Raw genomic sequence first — 15,910 nt, forward strand, 5'->3', positions numbered from 1 at the left:
CGCCCAGGCCCTGCCGGCCCACCTCACGCCCCAGGCGAAAATCACCCAGCAATTGCGCTTTATCTTTATCGGTTTGAAGCACTGGCAAGGCCTGGGCAGCACCGAGTAAAACGATCAACCCGCCGAGTGGAAACGCTTGGCCGTCGTGTAGTTTTTATTCCAGTAGCTGTTGCTCAGCGAATCGATGCGCACGCTCTTGCCGGTGCGTGGCGAATGGATAAATTTGCCTTCGCCGATATAAAGCCCCACATGGCTGACCTGCCCGCGCCCATTGGCTTTGAAAAACACCGCATCGCCGGGCTTCAGTGCATTTCGCGGGATGGTCGCGGCTGTCGAGCGGTGCATCGCCGCCGTGGTGCGCGGGATCTGGATATTCGCTTCGGTCTTGAACAGATAGACCAGGAAACTGCTGCAATCGAAGCCTTGTTGCACCGAGGTACCGCCGAACTTGTAGGGCGTGCCCAGCAGTTCATGGGCGCGGTCAACCACGTTGTTGATAGTTGCCGGTGCAAAGGTCGGACGCGGTTGTAGATTGGCCGAAGCCGTTGAAATGACGAATGACAGACTGGCGATGACTAAGCAAAAAAATGACTTGAACATGATGAGCGTCGCAGTGAATTAAACACGGCGCGAATCCTAAAGTTTCAATACGTAGCTCCATGAACGGCGAATCTTCAGGATGCGTAGGACAAATCCGAAAAATGCCCGGGTCAAGTGCACAATCACAAAACGAGCACCGTTTTGGCGCGCCGATAGAATTCTCCTACGCCCTATTTAGTGGCGCCACAGCGCCTACTTGCAGACTTTTCCTACTCACTGCCGAGATTGGCAAGGCCCTTGCTCTAGCACTTGCATCGCTCATTGCTGGAAGCCTTCTGATGCTGGTGATCCACCGCCGAATCGCCCCCCAAGCCCTCTGGGCTGCCGAGCTGCTGCTGAACTTCGAAGCCCGTAGCAAAAGCCGCCTGCGCTGTTTCAGTGCCGACGGCGAAGACGTCGGCCTGTTCTTGGAGCGTGGCCAGCCACCGCTGCACGATGGCGAATTCCTACAGGCCGAGGACGGACGTGTCGTACGCGTCTGCGCACGCCCTGAACAGCTGCTGCACGTCACCTGCCCCAGCGCCTTTGAACTGACCCGCGCCGCCTATCACCTGGGCAATCGCCACGTGGCACTGCAAGTAGGAGATGGCTGGCTGCGCCTGCTGGATGACTACGTGCTCAAGGCCATGCTCGATCAACTGGGCGCTACCACTGAAAACCTTGAAGCGCCGTTCCAGCCGGAACACGGCGCCTATGGCGGTGGCCATCACCATTCGCGCCATGGCGACGAAGACTTCAATTACCCGCCCAAGCTGCACCAGTTCGGCGTACGCCTATGAACCCAGCCTGGGCGCTGTTGCGTCTGGCCAGTCCGCAGTTGCCGATTGGCGGCTACAGCTATTCCCAAGGCCTGGAAATGGCCGTGGAGAACGGCCGCGTCAGTGATGCAGCCAGCGCCCGCCGCTGGATCAGCGATCAGTTGTTGCTCAACCTCGCGCGCTTTGAAGCACCGCTGCTGCTCGCCCATTGCCGCGCCGCCGCTGAACAGGATTGGGCGCAGTTGGCACAGCTGTGCGAAGAACACCGCGCCAGCCGTGAGACCCGCGAGCTGTATCAGGAGAGCCGGCAGATGGGTTACTCGCTGCAACAACTGCTCAATGGCTTGCCTGAATTGGACGACGCCGCGCGCCACTTCCTTGAACAACGCGGCGAACCTCACCTCGCCCTGGGCTGGGCCCTGGCCGCCCGCGCCTGGACCATCAGCCCCGCCGACGCCCTCGCCGCCTGGCTGTGGAGCTGGCTGGAAAACCAACTGGCCGTACTGATGAAAACTCTGCCCCTGGGCCAGCAAGCCGCCCAGCGCCTGACCAGCGAGCTGCTGCCACTGCTGCAACAAGCCCAGCAGGACGCCGCGCGCATCGACCCCAACCATTTCGGCAGCGCCGCGTTCGGCCTGTCCCTGGCGTGCATGGCCCACGAGCGCCAATACAGCCGCCTGTTCCGTTCCTAGGAGAACACCCCATGAATACACAACCTTTGCGCGTCGGCATCGGTGGCCCGGTAGGCTCCGGCAAGACCGCCCTGACCCTGGCCCTGTGCCTCGCCCTGCGCGACCGCTACAACCTGGCCGTGGTCACCAACGACATCTATACCCGCGAAGACGCCGACTTCCTGGTGCGCAACCAGGCGCTGGCGCCCGAGCGCATCATTGGTGTGGAAACCGGTGGCTGCCCGCACACGGCGATCCGCGAAGACGCGTCGATCAACCTTGAAGCGGTGGACCAGCTCAACCGGCGCTTCCCCGGCCTGGACCTGATCCTGGTGGAGTCCGGCGGCGACAACCTCTCCGCGACCTTCAGCCCGGAGCTGTCGGACCTGACCATCTACGTGATCGATGTGTCCGCCGGCGACAAGCTGCCGCGCAAGGGCGGGCCAGGCATTTGCAAATCCGACTTGCTGGTGATCAACAAGATCGACCTGGCGCCGCTGGTGGGTGCTTCGCTGGAGCTGATGAACAGCGACACCACCCGTATGCGCAACGGCAAACCCTTTGTGTTCAGCAACCAGAAAACCGGGGTTGGCCTGGAAGAAATCGTCGCCTTTATCGAACGCCAAGGCCTGCTGACCGCCGCCTGATCAACCCATAAGGAACCTGTCCATGAGCCTCAAGAAACTCTTCACCGCCGCCGCGTTGCTGCTGGCCCCGGCCCTCGCGTTCGCCCACCCGGGCCATGGCGATAACGGCTTGATCGCCGGGATCAGCCACCCGTTGGGCGGTATCGACCATTTGCTGGCAATGGTTGCGGTCGGCCTGTGGGCCGCGCAACAGAAAGGCGCGGCGCGCTGGGCGCTGCCGTGCACGTTTGTCGGCACCATGTTGATCGGCGGCGTGCTGGGCTTTGAAGGGATGCAATTGCCCGCGATGGAAAGCGGGATTGCCGCATCGGTACTGGCTTTGGGCCTGGCGGTAGCGCTGGCGGTGCGGCCGCCGTTGTTTGTCGCGGTGGGTGCGACTGCGTTGTTCGCCTTGTTCCATGGCGTGGCCCATGGTTTGGAGCTGCCGGACATGTCCAGCCCGTGGGCGTATGCGGCCGGGTTTGTTGGCGCGACGGCTGTGTTGCACGCGGCCGGTTATGCGGTGGTGCGTTTCCTGCCAGCCGCGGCTGCGCCGTTGGTGCGGATTGCCGGGGCAGCTTCGGCGGCGACTGGGGTTTGGTTGCTCGCGGGCTGATTCGCGACGCCTGTCAGGCCCGCATCGCAGGCAAGCCAGCTCCCACATTTTGATCTGCGAACCCAATCAAATGTGGGAGCTGGCTTGCCTGCGATAGCGGTCTCAAAGACACCACAGAACCCAAGCCTGCTACCATGCGCGCCTACACCCCTGCCGTGACGACGCCAGCCAATGCCCACCGCTCCAAGCTCCACCCTGAACGCCGTGCTCACGCACTTCCACAGCCTGATCGTGCCGCTCTGGCAAGGCCCTGGCTGGAATGCCGAGTTGGCGTTGCCCTATGAGGCGCTGGACGCCAACCATCAGCCACTGCCCCCGCAACGCTACCGCGCCATGGCCTGTGCCCGGCAGTTGTACCTGTTCGCCAGCCTGATCGGCGAACCCGGCGCGGCGTTTGCCGAAGAACGCGCGGCGGCGTTGTTCCGCTCCCTGCAACGGCACTTCCACGATGCCGAGCACGGCGGCTGGTTCTACAGCATCGACCCGGCCGGCCAACCGCTGGACAAGCGCAAAGACCTCTACACCCATGCCTTCATCATCTTCGCCTGCGCCCACTACTGGGCCAAGGTACGCGAGCCGTTGGTGGAATCGGTGCTCAACGCCGCCCTGGCAGTGGTCGCCGAGCGCTTTGCCACAGGCGACGGCCTGTACGAAGCCGTGCTGGAACGCAACTGGTCATCCCTCAAGTCCGGCCCGCTGCAAAACCCGCTGATGCACCTGGCCGAAGGCTTCCTGGCCACCCTCGCCGTGCGTGAAGACGCCGGTGTACAAGCGGCACTGCTGGGCCTGGCGACGGCCATGCAGCAGCGCTTCATCGACCGCCAGCATGGCGTGATGATGGAAAAACCGCTGGGCGCTGTGGATAACTGGTTTGAACCGGGGCATCAGTTCGAGTGGTTCTTTTTGCTGGAATCTTCCGACGTCCTACGCGGCACGCCGTTGCATGCCTCGCTGACGCGGGCTTTTGCCTACGCCGAGCAAATGGGTGTGGATAAGTTGAGCGGTGCGGTCAGCGGCATGTTGGCGCTGGATGGCAGCGTGCGCGATGGCACCCAACGCATCTGGGCCCAGGCGGAATACTTGCGGGCGCTGACCTTGCGGCCGGGCAGCGAGGCGGTGTTGCAGCGCCAGTTGCTGGCGCTGCAACAGCATTTTTTGCATGGCAAAGGCTGGAATGAATGCCTGGATGCCCAGGGTGTGGTGAGTCGGTGGGATATGCCTTCTACTACGCCTTATCACTTGGCGACTTGTTATCAGGGTCTGATCCAGCATTTGGGCTGACTTTCAGGGCCCTATCGCAGGCAAGCCAGCTCCCACAGTTTTGACCGCGTACACGGTCGAGTGTGGGAGCTGGCTTGCCTGCGATAGCCTCACCTCGGTCTAACTGCCGATCACGCAATCCACTTGCGATCCCCCGTAAAACTGATGGTCAACCACCGCGCCGCATCCGCTTTGCCCAGCCCTGTGGATATCTCTTCGCGCAGCCCATCCAGGGTCGCAACGTTATCCACCGGGTAATCCGCCGGCAACACCACATGAATCTCGATAAACCGCGCCCGCCCGTGTTTTTGCACGTAGGACACGTAGTCGTCGAAACCGTGTTTGGCCTGGGCCGCATCCATCACTTCACGCACCTTGTCGTCCAACTGGTCCGGGGCGATCCCCAGCACCTCGCGCAACGCCGGGCGCAGGATCTTGAACGCCGGCGCGAGCATGCTCAGGGCCAGCAGGATCAGGATCAATGGGTCGACGTACACCGCCCACTCGCCATAGCCCTGGGACTTGAGCAACAGCGCGGCGAGGAAGCTGATCAGCAAGCCGATCGATAGCATCGCGTCCACCAGCCAGCTGATGTTGTCGAACTGGATCAGCGAGGACTTGAGCGTGCGATTGCGATAACGCACGTAGAAGAAGTAGGCAAATTCGACGACGGTAAACACCGCCGCATAAATGATCACCAACCCCAACTCGATCTCGCGCCCTCCATTGATAATGCCGAACACGCCGTTGAGGAACGCATAGATGGCGATCAGCAACAGGAAGCTGCCTTCGATCAACAGCACCATGGGCTCCAGGTGCCAGTAGCCGAACTGGAAGCGCTCGTTGCTTTTCTTGGCGATCAGCTTGGCCGTGATCAGCATCAACACCTTGATGGCGGTGGCGATCAGCGAGAAAAAGCCGTCGAACAGAATGGATTGGGCGCCGGATATCACACCCGTGACAATCCCGGCGATCGCGACGGCGAACATCAGGATGGTCGATTGTTTGAGCAGTGCCTGCTCACCTCGGTTACTCACATTTCCTCCTGTCAAAACCTTGAAACCGCTGAGTGCGGTGGGGTTCTCAGGAGGGGAGTGTACCTTATGGCCTGTTTTGGCTGATTTGACGCCATCGCGGGCAAGCCCGCTCCCACATGTTGACCGAGTACATCCTTGGTGTGGGAGCTGGCTTGTCGGGTCGCCGCATCGCTGCGATGGGCGCGGCGCGGTCTAAAGCCTTACTTCGCGCCACGCTCGATGGCAAACCCAGCCCAGGTCTGGCTCACCGGCATCAACTCCAGGCGGTTGATATTCACATGGGCCGGGGTATTCATGACCCAGAAGATCGTGTCGGCAATGTCCTGCGGCTGGATCGGTTCGGCGCCGGCATAGGTTGCGTCATAACGCGCCTGGTCGCCGCCAAAGCGCACCAGCGAGAACTCGCTCTCACACAGGCCCGGTTCGATGTTGGTCACCCGTACGCCGGTGCCTTGCAGGTCGCAGCGCAGGTTCAGCGAGAACTGCTTCACGAACGCCTTGGAGCCGCCATACACATGGCTGCCCGGGTACGGATAGTTGCCGGCGATGGAACCCAGGTTGATGATCCCGGCGCCACGGCCGTGAGCGATCAGGCGCGGCAACAGCAGGCTGGTGGTGGTCAGCAGGCCCTTGATGTTGGTATCGACCATGGTTTCCCAGTCGTCGAGGCTGCACTTGGGTGCAGGGTCGGTACCAACGGCCAGGCCCGCGTTGTTGATCAGCCCGCGCAGCTTCGCGAACGATGGCGGCAGGTTGGCGATTGCCTCTTCCATGCCCTTGCGGTCACGCACGTCCACCACCAGGCCGTGCACTTCGGTTTGCTTGGAAAGCTCTTCGACCAACGCATTCAAGCGCTCGGCGCGACGACCGGTGAGCACCAGTTTCCAGCCGGCTTCGGCAAAACGACGGGCGCAGGCTTCGCCGAAACCTGAGGTTGCGCCAGTAATAAACAGCGTGTTGGACATGGTGTTCTCCTTGCGGGCATCGGAAAAAAATCAGCCAGCAGAATGCCCGTACGACGCGGTTGCGGCAACCGCTATGCACAGAACTTCATGTGCAATTGATCATTTTTTAACCATATCTCGCAAAGCCTTACAGAACGTGGCTTGCAGCCATGTGCGCGCAGGTTATCCACAACTGCGCCCACAGTCTTTGGGGGCAAGTGCAAAATACCTCAGGCCGCTGTATGCGGGGCTTGCAGGCGATTTTAGAAAGTTTTTTGCTTGACCTTGGCGGGGCCGTATGTAGGCCCATCAACGGGGAGAAAATCCCAACGATGGCTCCAGGCCAGTCATTCCGGCCTCTGCGGAGGTCTTTCCAGAGTTTAGTCACAGACTTATCCACAGGCTGGGGGGACATAAATCGGTCATATACCTGTGTCTTTAAACAGGTTGACAAAGCCCTTGGCCGGTCGCGAAAAAACCACTGATCAAAAAACAACCAGAACGCTGTAAGCCACGGCTTTAAAGGCTTTCAGCAGAGTACTACCACGTTACCCACAGCCGGTTCCACAGTGGATGGGGACAAGTCAAAACTGTGACAAAACAGGGATTTGCGGCGGCTATATGTCGCGCTTTGGAGGGTGGCTGGATTTGTTTTCCACAATTTGGTATCGGCGCTGTGGACACTACAAAAACAAATGTGGGAGCTGCTCATTGTGGGAGCTGGCTTGCCTGCGATGCAGACACCTCGGTCTATCTGGTAAACCGAGGCGATGCTATCGCAGGCAAGCCAGCTCCCACACAAAGCCAGCTCCCACCGGGGGTTTGCGTCAAGCTTTAGGTCAGTGCCCGCCAAGGTAGGCGTTACGCACTTCCTCGTTCACCAGCAGCTCTTTACCTGTGCCGGTGAGACGAATCTCGCCGTTAACCATCACATACGCCCTGTCCGACAAGCGCAGCGCATGGTTGGCGTTCTGCTCCACCAGAAAGATGGTCATCCCGGTCGACGCCAACTCCCGCAAGGTCGAGAAGATCTGTTTCACCACAATCGGCGCCATCCCCAGGCTCGGTTCGTCCAGCAGCAACAGCTTGGGCCGGCTCATCAGTGCGCGGGCGATGGCGAGCATTTGCTGCTCGCCACCGGACATGGTCATGGCCCGCTGGTTACGCCGTTCCTTGAGCCGAGGGAACAGCTCGAACATGCGCTGCATATCCTCGCTGGCGAACTTGTCGCCAATCGGGATGGTGCCCATCAGCAGGTTTTCCTCGACGGTCATGTCGGGGAACACCCGCCGCCCTTCCGGCGACTGCGCGATGCCGTTGGAGGCGATGTAGTGGGACGACTTGTGGGTAATGTCGACGCCGTTGTACAGAATCTGCCCCGACTCGGCCCGTGGCTGGCCGAAGATCGACATCAGCAGCGTGGATTTGCCCGCGCCGTTGGAGCCGATCAGGCTCACGGTTTCACCTTCATTGATGTGCAGCGAGACTTTTTTCAGGGCCTGGATCGGGCCGTAGAACACGTCCAGGTCCTTCATTTCGAGGATGGGTGTGCTCATACCAGCTCCTCTTCGTCGGCGCCGAGGTAGGCGGCAATCACTTTCGGGTCGTTACGGATCGCATCCGGGCCGCCTTCGGCGATCACGTTGCCGTGGTCGAGCACCACGATGTGGTCGGAAATACTCATCACCATGCCCATGTCGTGTTCAATCAGCACCACCGTCAGGTCGTGTTCGTCGCGCAGCAGGCGAATCATCGCGCTGAGGGCTTCGGTTTCCTGGGGGTTGAGGCCCGCTGCCGGTTCGTCCAGGCAGATGATCTGCGGCCGCGTGCACATGGCCCGGGCGATTTCAAGGCGGCGCTGCTGGCCGTAGGAGAGTTCGCCCGCAAGGCGATTGGCGCAGTCCACCAGGTCCACCACTTCCAGCCAATAGAAGGCGTGGTCGAGGGCGTCGCTTTCGGCCTTGCGGTAGCCCTTGGTATTGAGGATGCCCGCGAGCATGTTGCGGTTGACCCACATGTGCTGGGCCACCAGCAGGTTCTCCACCACGGACATTTCCTTGAACAGGCGAATGTTCTGGAACGTACGGGCCAGGCCTGCACGGTTGACCAGGTGGGTACCGCCGAACATCTTGTAGTACACACGGCTGAGGAAGCTTTTCGGCGAGACAAAGTCGGTGGGCTGGAAGCGTTCGCCGAGCAGTTGGATCACGTCGGTCTGCTTGCCGCGCACGTTGAGGTTGATCTTGCCGCCGCTGGCTTTGTAGAAGCCGGTGAGGCAGTTGAACACCGTGGTCTTGCCGGCACCGTTGGGGCCGATCAGGGCGAAGATCGAGTTGCGTTCGACCTTGAGGCTCACATCGCTCAGGGCCTTGATGCCACCGAAGTGCATCATCAGGTGTTCCACGGAGAGCACGACTTCCTTGCTCATGGCGCTACCCCCTTGCGTGGTGTCACACCGGTACGGCTGATGCGGATCAAGCCGCGCGGTCGCCAGATCATCATCACCACCATCAGCACGCCAAACAGCAGCACGCGGTATTCGGAGAAGCTGCGCAGCAGTTCCGGTGCGACGGTCAACACGAACGCCGCGATCACCACGCCCACCGTCGAGCCCATGCCGCCCAGCACCACGATGGCGAGGATCAGCGCCGACTCGAAGAAGGTGAACGACGACGGGTTGACGAAGCCCTGGTAGCTGGCAAAAAACACACCGGCCAGGCCTGCGGTGGACGCGCCGATGGTGAACGCCGAGAGCTTGACCAGCACGTGGTTCAGGCCCATGGAACGGCAGGCGATCTCATCTTCGCGCAAGGCTTCCCAGGCGCGGCCGACCGGCATGCGGGTCAGGCGGTGCTTGATGTACAGCACGGCCAGCACCACCAGGAACAGCACGATGTAGATGAACATGAACTTGATGTTGGGGTTGTAATCGATGCCGAAGAACTCGTGGAACGGAATCCCGCCCTCCTTCGCCTTGCGCCCGAATTCCAGGCCAAGGAATGTCGGCGATGGCACCGGCATGCCGTTCGGCCCGCCGGTAAACGACAGCCAGTTATTCAGCACCAGGCGGATGATTTCACCGAAGCCCAGGGTCACGATGGCCAGGTAGTCACCGTGCATTCGCAACACCGGGAAGCCGAGTATGCATCCCGCCAACGCCGCCGCGATGGCCGCCAAGGGCAGCACCGTCCAGAAGCCCAGGCCGAGGTATTGATAACCCAGGGCCAGGCCGTAGGCGCCAATGGCATAGAACGCCACGTAGCCGAGGTCGAGCAGGCCAGCCAGACCGACCACGATGTTCAGGCCCAGGCCCAGCAGCACGTAGATCAAGCCGAGGATGACCACAGTGAGCAGGTACTTGTTGGCGAAGATCGGGAACACGATGGCGATCACGATCAGCGCCGGGATGATCCAGCGCAGCCGCGACTTGTAGTCCGGCGCCAGCACATGCACGCCGGAGCCGCTGCTTTCGAAGCCCTGCAGGATCTTCAAGCCCTTGGGGGTTTGCAGGAACAGGCTGAGGGCAAAGCGGCCGACCATGACGATGGCGACCAGCGTGGCCACGCGGGCCGGTTCCAGGTTGAAGCTGTAGCCGTCGAGGACGACGCCGACGATCGGACCGAACACGACCAGGGAAATAAGCCCGGCGAGAATCGTATCGACCACACTTTTCTTGATATCGATGGGTTTGGCAGCAGACATGTTTACACCTTAGCCACGAGTGGGCGACCCAGCAGGCCCTGGGGACGGAAAATCAGAATCACCACCAGCAGGGAGAAACTGAACACGTCTTTGTAGTCAGAGTTGATCAACCCCGCGAACAGCGACTCGGAGATACCGAGGATGATCCCGCCAAGCATCGCCCCAGGCAGGGAGCCAATGCCGCCGAGGACCGCAGCGGTAAACGCCTTGATGCCGATGATGAAGCCGGCGTAGAAGTCGAAGGTGCCGTAGTTGAGGGTGATGAGCACACCGGCGAGGGCGGCCATGGCGGCACCGATGACAAACACGTAGGAGATCACGCGGTCGGTGTTGATGCCGAGGATGGAGGCCATCTTGCGGTCTTGCTGGGTGGCGCGGCACATGCGGCCGAGCTTGGTGTATTTGATCACGTAGGTCAGCAGGGCCATGCCCGCAAAGGCGGCGACCAGGATGAACACCTTGGTGTACGTCAGTTGCACGAAGCCGGTGCCGATATCGACACGCCAGGCCCCGGCCAACAGGGTGGGAATGCCTTGTTGCTTGGCGCCCTGGGCGATCTGTGCGTAGTTTTGCAGGATCAGCGAGATGCCGATGGCGCTGATCAGCGGCGCGAGTCGGGTGGAGTTGCGCAGGGGTTTATAGGCGACACGCTCGATGACCCAACCGTACACGCCGGTGACGACCACGGTGAAGATCAAGGTGCCGAGAATGAGCAGCGGGAAGGATTCAATGCCGAAGTAGGCGAGCAGGGCCAGGGTGATCGCCGCGAGGTAAGCGGAAATCATATAAACCTCGCCGTGGGCGAAGTTGATCATGCCGATGATGCCATAGACCATTGTGTAGCCGATGGCGATCAGGCCGTAGACCGACCCGAGGGTCAGGCCGTTGACCAGTTGCTGCAGGAAAATACCATCCATAACGCAATCTCACGCGGTGAGCACCTGCACACCTGTAGGTGTGCGGCGCTTCTGGAGGAAAAGACAGATTTGTTGCTGGACGCGATGTAGCTGACAACCGCGGTCCCCTGTGGGAGCTGGCTTGCCTGCGATAGCGGTTTCACATTCAACACCGTGTTGACTGTCAGTCCGTCATCGCGGGCAAGCCCGCTCCCACATGGGGTCCGTGTTGCTCGTGCTTACTTCTGTTTGTCCAGCTGATGGTATTTACCGTCTTTATCCCACTGGTAAACCACGTAGTCGGAGATTTTCAGGTCGCCCTTGCCGTCCCATTCCTTCTTGCCCATCACAGTCTGAACAGGGTTGGCTTTCAGCCACTTGGCCGCATCTTCGCCCTTGTTCGACTTGGCGCCGTTGAAGCCGGCAGCCAGGGCCTGGACCGACGCGTAGGCATACAGGGTGTAGCCTTCTGGCTCGGTGCCGTTCTTGCGGAACTCTTCCACCACGGCCTTACTGTCTGGCAGCAGGCGCGGGTCGGCGCCGAAGGTCATGTAGACGCCGTCGACGTATTGCGCGCCGCCAGCGGTGGCCACCAGTTCGTCGGTGACGACGCCATCATCGGACATGAACTTGACGTCTTTCAAACCGGCTTCACGGATCTGGCGAACCAGGGGACCGGCTTCCGGGTGCAGGCCGCCGAAGTACACGACGTCGGCGCCCAGGGAGCGGATTTTGGTGACGAGCGCACTGAAGTCTTTCTCGCCGCGGGTCAGGCCTTCTTCCAGCACCGGCTTGACGCCGCGCTTGGTCAACTGGGCAGCGGTGGCGTCGGCCAGGCCTTTGCCGTAGGTGTCCTTGTCGTTGATGACCGCGACTTTTTTGCCCTTGAGCACATCGACGATGTAGTCGCCGGCCACGATGCCTTGCTGGTCGTCACGCCCGCACATACGGAACATGGCGCCCAGGCCGCGCTCGGTGACCTGTGGGTTGGTGGAGCCTGGGGTGATTGCGATGATGCCCGCTTCGTCATAGACCTCGGAGGCCGGGATGGTGTTGGACGAGCAGAAGTGCCCGACGACGCCGATCACCTTGTCCTGGTCCGCCAGGCGGTTGGCCACGGCCACGGCCTGCTTGGGCTCGCAGGCATCGTCGCCGGCCACCAGCTTGATCTGCTCGCCGTTGATGCCGCCTTCCTTGTTGATTTTATCGGCTGCCGCTTGGGCACCCTTCATGTACTGCTCACCGAAAGCAGCGTTGGCACCCGTCATCGGGCCCGCCACGCCAATTTTCACATCAGCTTGAACAAACGTAGAAACACCCAGCGCCGCTGCAACGGCAAGGGCCAGGAAACCTTTCTTGTAAAACGTCTGGGACATGAGTGGTGCTCCGATATTTTTGATTTTTGGCACTACAACTTGCGTTCAAACTTTTCACTGAAAGCCCTGAGCAAAGCGCGTGCCAGTAGGTTTTTATTCTTCAAAAAGACACGGTGTCATTGTTATTGCGGGTGTTTCGGCGCCATTCGTCAGGACGTGCAACCCTCTAGCATCAAGAGGTGCAACCAGGACGCCGAAAAAGTACAACCCAGGTAGGTCACACCTGCAACCAAGCCAATAAACGACAGCTCCTATGGCTGTAACAGCCTGCGTAACGGAACTGCACATTTACAGTGCGTGACTGCTACGACTTGCACCAATACAGATTAGTAGCCTGCTAAGAAAATGCCGGCTTCTGAGCGGTATTTCGCTGATCAGATCACGATCCGCAAACATTGACCGGCGTGATACAGCGAGAATCCCGCCTCATACAGACAGCTGCGCAGGCCCACCCCGGCCAACGGCTGCATCGGTGCGAACGGAATCGGCAAGGCCTGGGGATTCTGGTGACACAGATAGTCGGCAAACGCCTTGCCGACCACGCTGCCAGTGGTCACGCCGCGGCCGTTGTAGCCCGTCACGGCCACCAGGCCCGGCGCCGGTTCGAACAGGCGCATCAGGTGGTCGGGGGTGAAGGCAATGCAGCCGGTCCAGGTGAACTCCCACTGCACCGATTTGAGGTACGGGAAGTAGTGCTGCTGCACCCGATCGGCCCACGCCTTGAGGAACCACGCCGGTTTCTGGTTGCCATTGCCCAGACTGCCGAGCAACAGGCGGCCATCGGCATCACGGCGGATGCTGCTCAAGACCTGGCGCGTGTCCCACGAACCCTGGCCGCCAGGCAGGATTTGCTCGGCGGCGGCGTCCGTCAGCGGGGCTGACGCGACCTGATAGTAGTAGCCGGGGAAAAAGTTGCGTCGCAGCTCGGTCCATTCGCCTTCGGTGTAGGCGTTGGAGGCGATCACCACTTGGGCGGCCTGCACCGAACCTTGGCCGGTCTGCACCGACCAATCAGAACCCTGGCGCTCCAGTTGGGTGACCGGGGAATGGTCGAACAACTGTCCGCCTAGGCCAACGGCGGCATTCGCCAGACCACTGGTGTAAGCCATCGGGTTCAAGGTGCCGGCGCGGCGATCGAGCAAGGCGGCGGCGATTTTCTGCGTACCGGTGGCCTGCTCGCAGGCCTGGCCGGTGAGCAGTTCCACCGGTGCGCCACGGCGCTTCCATTGTTCTTCACGGCTGCGCAGATCCGCCTCGCCCCGGGCGTTGTGCGCCATGTGCAAGGTGCCTTCGCGGCGCAATTGGCAATCGATGTGGTATTTGTCGATCAGGCTGAACACCAGCGAAGGCGCCGCGCCCAGCATGCGATTGAGCTGGCTGCCGACCTCGCTGCCGAAACCGGCCTCGATGTCATCCGGCGGGATCCACAGGCCGGCATTGACCAGCCCGACGTTGCGCCCCGAACCGCCGTGGCCGGTGCGATGGGCCTCCAGCACGGCAACGCTTTTGCCTTGTTCCAGCAAGTGAATGGCCGCCGACAAACCGGTGATGCCGGCGCCGATCACGCACACATCCACCTTGACCTCCCCCTTGAGCGCGGCGCGATCCGGCCGGCTGGGGGTGAGGTGTTCCCATAAACATGTTTCGCGTAATGCCATTGCCAGACTCCGATGAGACCCAACACACCACTTTTCCGAACTGCAAACCCAATCAACTGTGGGAGCTGGCTTGCCTGCGATAGCGGTGGTGCAGTCACTACCGCTATCGCAGCGATGCGGCGACCCGACAAGCCAGCTCCCACATTGACCTCACTCCGACTTTGAGGGATCAGTCGAAGGTGATGCCCTGGGCCAGCGGCAATTCCAGCGAATAGTTCACGGTATTGGTCTGGCGACGCATGTACCCACGCCACGCATCCGAACCCGACTCACGCCCGCCGCCGGTCTCTTTCTCACCGCCAAACGCGCCGCCGATTTCCGCCCCGCTCGGGCCGATATTGACGTTGGCGATGCCACAGTCACTGCCCACCGCCGACATGAACTGCTCGGCCTCACGCACATCCGTGGTGAAGATGCACGACGACAGGCCTTGGGGCACGGCGTTGTTCAGGCGCAGGGCTTCGGCGAAGTCGGTGTAGCCGACCACATACAGAATCGGCGCGAAGGTCTCGGTGCAGACCACGTCGCTCTGTTCGGGCATTTCCACGATGGCCGGCGACACGTAATAGGCATTCGGGAAGGTGTCTTCCAACTGGCGCTTGCCACCGAACACCCGGCCGCCTTCGCTCAAGGCTTGCTCCAGGGCGTCCTGCATGTTGTCGAAGCCGTGCTTGTCGATCAGCGGGCCGATCAGGTTGCCTTCCAGCGGGTGGCCGATGCGCACCTTGGAATAGGCGGCCTTGAGGCGGGTGACGATTTCTTCCTTCACTGACTCGTGGGCGATCAGGCGGCGCAAGGTGGTGCAGCGCTGGCCGGCGGTGCCGACGGCGCTGAACAGGATGGCGCGCACGGCCATATCCAGGTCGGCACTGGGACCGAGGATCATCGCGTTGTTGCCGCCCAGTTCAAGGATGCTGCGGGCAAAACGCGCGGCGACTTTGGGCGCTACTTCGCGGCCCATGCGCGTGCTGCCGGTGGCGCTGATCAGGGCGACACGCGGGTCATCCACCAGCGCGGCACCGGCGTCGCGGCCGCCGATGATCACTTGGCTGAGGTACGGCGGCGCATCGTTGAAGTTCTTCAGTACGCGCTCGAACAGCGCCTGGCAGGCCAGGGCGGTGAGCGGAGTCTTTTCCGACGGTTTCCAGATCACCGCGTTGCCACACACCAGGGCCAGGGCGGTGTTCCACGCCCAGACGGCGACCGGGAAGTTGAAGGCGCTGATCACGCCGACCACGCCCAGCGGGTGCCAGGTTTCACGCATATGGTGGCCGGGGCGCTCGGAGGCGATGGTCAAGCCGTAGAGCTGGCGGGACAGGCCGACAGCAAAGTCGCAGATGTCGATCATTTCCTGCACTTCGCCCAGGCCTTCCTGGGTGATCTTGCCGGCTTCCCACGACACCAACTCGCCGAGGTCGGCCTTGTATTCGCGCAGCACATCGCCAAATTGGCGCACCAGCTCGCCGCGACGCGGGGCTGGCACTTTGCGCCAGGCGTCGAATGCATGCTCGGCGCGACTGACCTGCTGCTCTACCTCGGCGGCACCTTCCCAGTGCACGCTGCCGATACGGCTGCCATCAATCGGCGAATGCACAGGCTGTTTACCCGACTGGTACAGCGCCGGGTTTACCCCCAGACGATCAAGCAATGCGGCAACCATGGGTCACTCCTTCAATCTGCAAACTCAGAAATTCGCGCCGCGGCCCGCACGGCGATCCAGAGCTTATTTGTAGCTGGCCCAAGACTTGCCAACAAACGACGATTAG

15 protein-coding genes and 1 pseudogene are annotated in these 15,910 nt (G+C 61.2%); 6 read left to right on the plus strand and 10 right to left on the minus strand.

The genetic code is table 11. From position 1 onward, the window contains the following. Positions 1 to 109, plus strand: a pseudogene (locus J1G37_RS26845) (TetR family transcriptional regulator); the annotation flags it as partial. 5 nt (positions 110 to 114) lie between these two features. Here the strand turns inward: J1G37_RS26845 and J1G37_RS26850 are convergent. Continuing rightward, entirely contained in the window at positions 115 to 600 is a 486-nt protein-coding gene (locus J1G37_RS26850) for a C40 family peptidase (protein ID WP_207046575.1), read from the minus strand. A 278-nt stretch (positions 601 to 878) separates the two neighbouring features. Here J1G37_RS26850 and ureE point away from each other — a divergent pair, with 278 nt between their 5' ends. The 5 genes from ureE to J1G37_RS26875 all read left to right on the plus strand — a co-directional run bounded on the left by ureE (position 879) and on the right by J1G37_RS26875 (position 4,552). Beyond that, on the plus strand, positions 879 to 1,379 hold the full coding sequence (gene ureE / locus J1G37_RS26855; protein ID WP_207046577.1) for an urease accessory protein UreE: 501 nt from the start codon (positions 879 to 881) through the stop codon (positions 1,377 to 1,379). Next, a complete protein-coding gene (locus J1G37_RS26860) occupies positions 1,376 to 2,050 on the plus strand; it encodes an urease accessory protein UreF (RefSeq protein WP_207046579.1) in 675 nt (224 codons plus the stop codon). Before ureE ends, J1G37_RS26860 begins: the two co-directional genes overlap by 4 nt. An 11-nt stretch (positions 2,051 to 2,061) precedes the next feature. After that, positions 2,062 to 2,676, plus strand: a complete 615-nt coding sequence (gene ureG / locus J1G37_RS26865) for an urease accessory protein UreG (RefSeq protein WP_017737493.1) — start codon at positions 2,062 to 2,064, stop codon at positions 2,674 to 2,676. Positions 2,677 to 2,698: 22 nt separating this feature from the next. Then, the gene (locus tag J1G37_RS26870; RefSeq protein ID WP_207046581.1) at positions 2,699 to 3,271 is read left to right on the plus strand and encodes a HupE/UreJ family protein; all 573 of its coding nucleotides are present in this window, start codon (positions 2,699 to 2,701) and stop codon (positions 3,269 to 3,271) included. Between the two features lie 171 nt (positions 3,272 to 3,442). Beyond that, complete coding sequence (locus J1G37_RS26875; protein WP_207046583.1) at positions 3,443 to 4,552, plus strand: AGE family epimerase/isomerase; 1,110 nt, start codon at positions 3,443 to 3,445, stop codon at positions 4,550 to 4,552. 110 nt (positions 4,553 to 4,662) lie between these two features. Here J1G37_RS26875 and J1G37_RS26880 read toward each other — a convergent pair whose 3' ends face one another. The 9 genes from J1G37_RS26880 to J1G37_RS26920 form a co-directional block, all read right to left on the minus strand. Beyond that, positions 4,663 to 5,568: a cation diffusion facilitator family transporter gene (locus J1G37_RS26880; RefSeq protein ID WP_124525581.1), complete on the minus strand. Its 906-nt coding sequence runs from the start codon at positions 5,566 to 5,568 to the stop codon at positions 4,663 to 4,665. A 200-nt stretch (positions 5,569 to 5,768) separates the two neighbouring features. Then, a complete protein-coding gene (locus J1G37_RS26885; RefSeq protein WP_017737489.1) occupies positions 5,769 to 6,533 on the minus strand; it encodes an SDR family oxidoreductase in 765 nt (254 codons plus the stop codon). Positions 6,534 to 7,351: 818 nt separating this feature from the next. Continuing rightward, the gene (locus tag J1G37_RS26890; protein WP_207046585.1) at positions 7,352 to 8,068 is read right to left on the minus strand and encodes an ABC transporter ATP-binding protein; all 717 of its coding nucleotides are present in this window, start codon (positions 8,066 to 8,068) and stop codon (positions 7,352 to 7,354) included. Continuing rightward, positions 8,065 to 8,940: an ATP-binding cassette domain-containing protein gene (locus tag J1G37_RS26895; RefSeq protein WP_124525577.1), complete on the minus strand. Its 876-nt coding sequence runs from the start codon at positions 8,938 to 8,940 to the stop codon at positions 8,065 to 8,067. The genes J1G37_RS26890 and J1G37_RS26895 overlap by 4 nt, the downstream gene beginning before the upstream one ends. Next, positions 8,937 to 10,214 carry a high-affinity branched-chain amino acid ABC transporter permease LivM gene (livM, locus tag J1G37_RS26900; RefSeq protein ID WP_017737487.1) on the minus strand — a complete coding sequence of 426 codons (1,278 nt, stop codon included), beginning with the start codon at positions 10,212 to 10,214 and terminating at the stop codon, positions 8,937 to 8,939. The genes J1G37_RS26895 and livM overlap by 4 nt, the downstream gene beginning before the upstream one ends. A 2-nt stretch (positions 10,215 to 10,216) precedes the next feature. Next, on the minus strand, positions 10,217 to 11,131 hold the full coding sequence (locus J1G37_RS26905) for a branched-chain amino acid ABC transporter permease (protein ID WP_017737486.1): 915 nt from the start codon (positions 11,129 to 11,131) through the stop codon (positions 10,217 to 10,219). Positions 11,132 to 11,349: 218 nt separating this feature from the next. Continuing rightward, on the minus strand, positions 11,350 to 12,486 hold the full coding sequence (locus tag J1G37_RS26910) for a branched-chain amino acid ABC transporter substrate-binding protein (RefSeq protein WP_207046600.1): 1,137 nt from the start codon (positions 12,484 to 12,486) through the stop codon (positions 11,350 to 11,352). Positions 12,487 to 12,860: 374 nt separating this feature from the next. Further along, positions 12,861 to 14,144, minus strand: a complete 1,284-nt coding sequence (locus J1G37_RS26915) for an FAD-binding oxidoreductase (RefSeq protein WP_207046601.1) — start codon at positions 14,142 to 14,144, stop codon at positions 12,861 to 12,863. A gap of 169 nt (positions 14,145 to 14,313) precedes the next feature. Further along, positions 14,314 to 15,804, minus strand: a complete 1,491-nt coding sequence (locus tag J1G37_RS26920) for an aldehyde dehydrogenase family protein (RefSeq protein WP_207046602.1) — start codon at positions 15,802 to 15,804, stop codon at positions 14,314 to 14,316. Positions 15,805 to 15,910: the final 106 nt, after the last annotated feature.

The organism is Pseudomonas sp. Marseille-Q1929, assembly GCF_017316265.1.
GTDB lineage: Bacteria > Pseudomonadota > Gammaproteobacteria > Pseudomonadales > Pseudomonadaceae > Aquipseudomonas.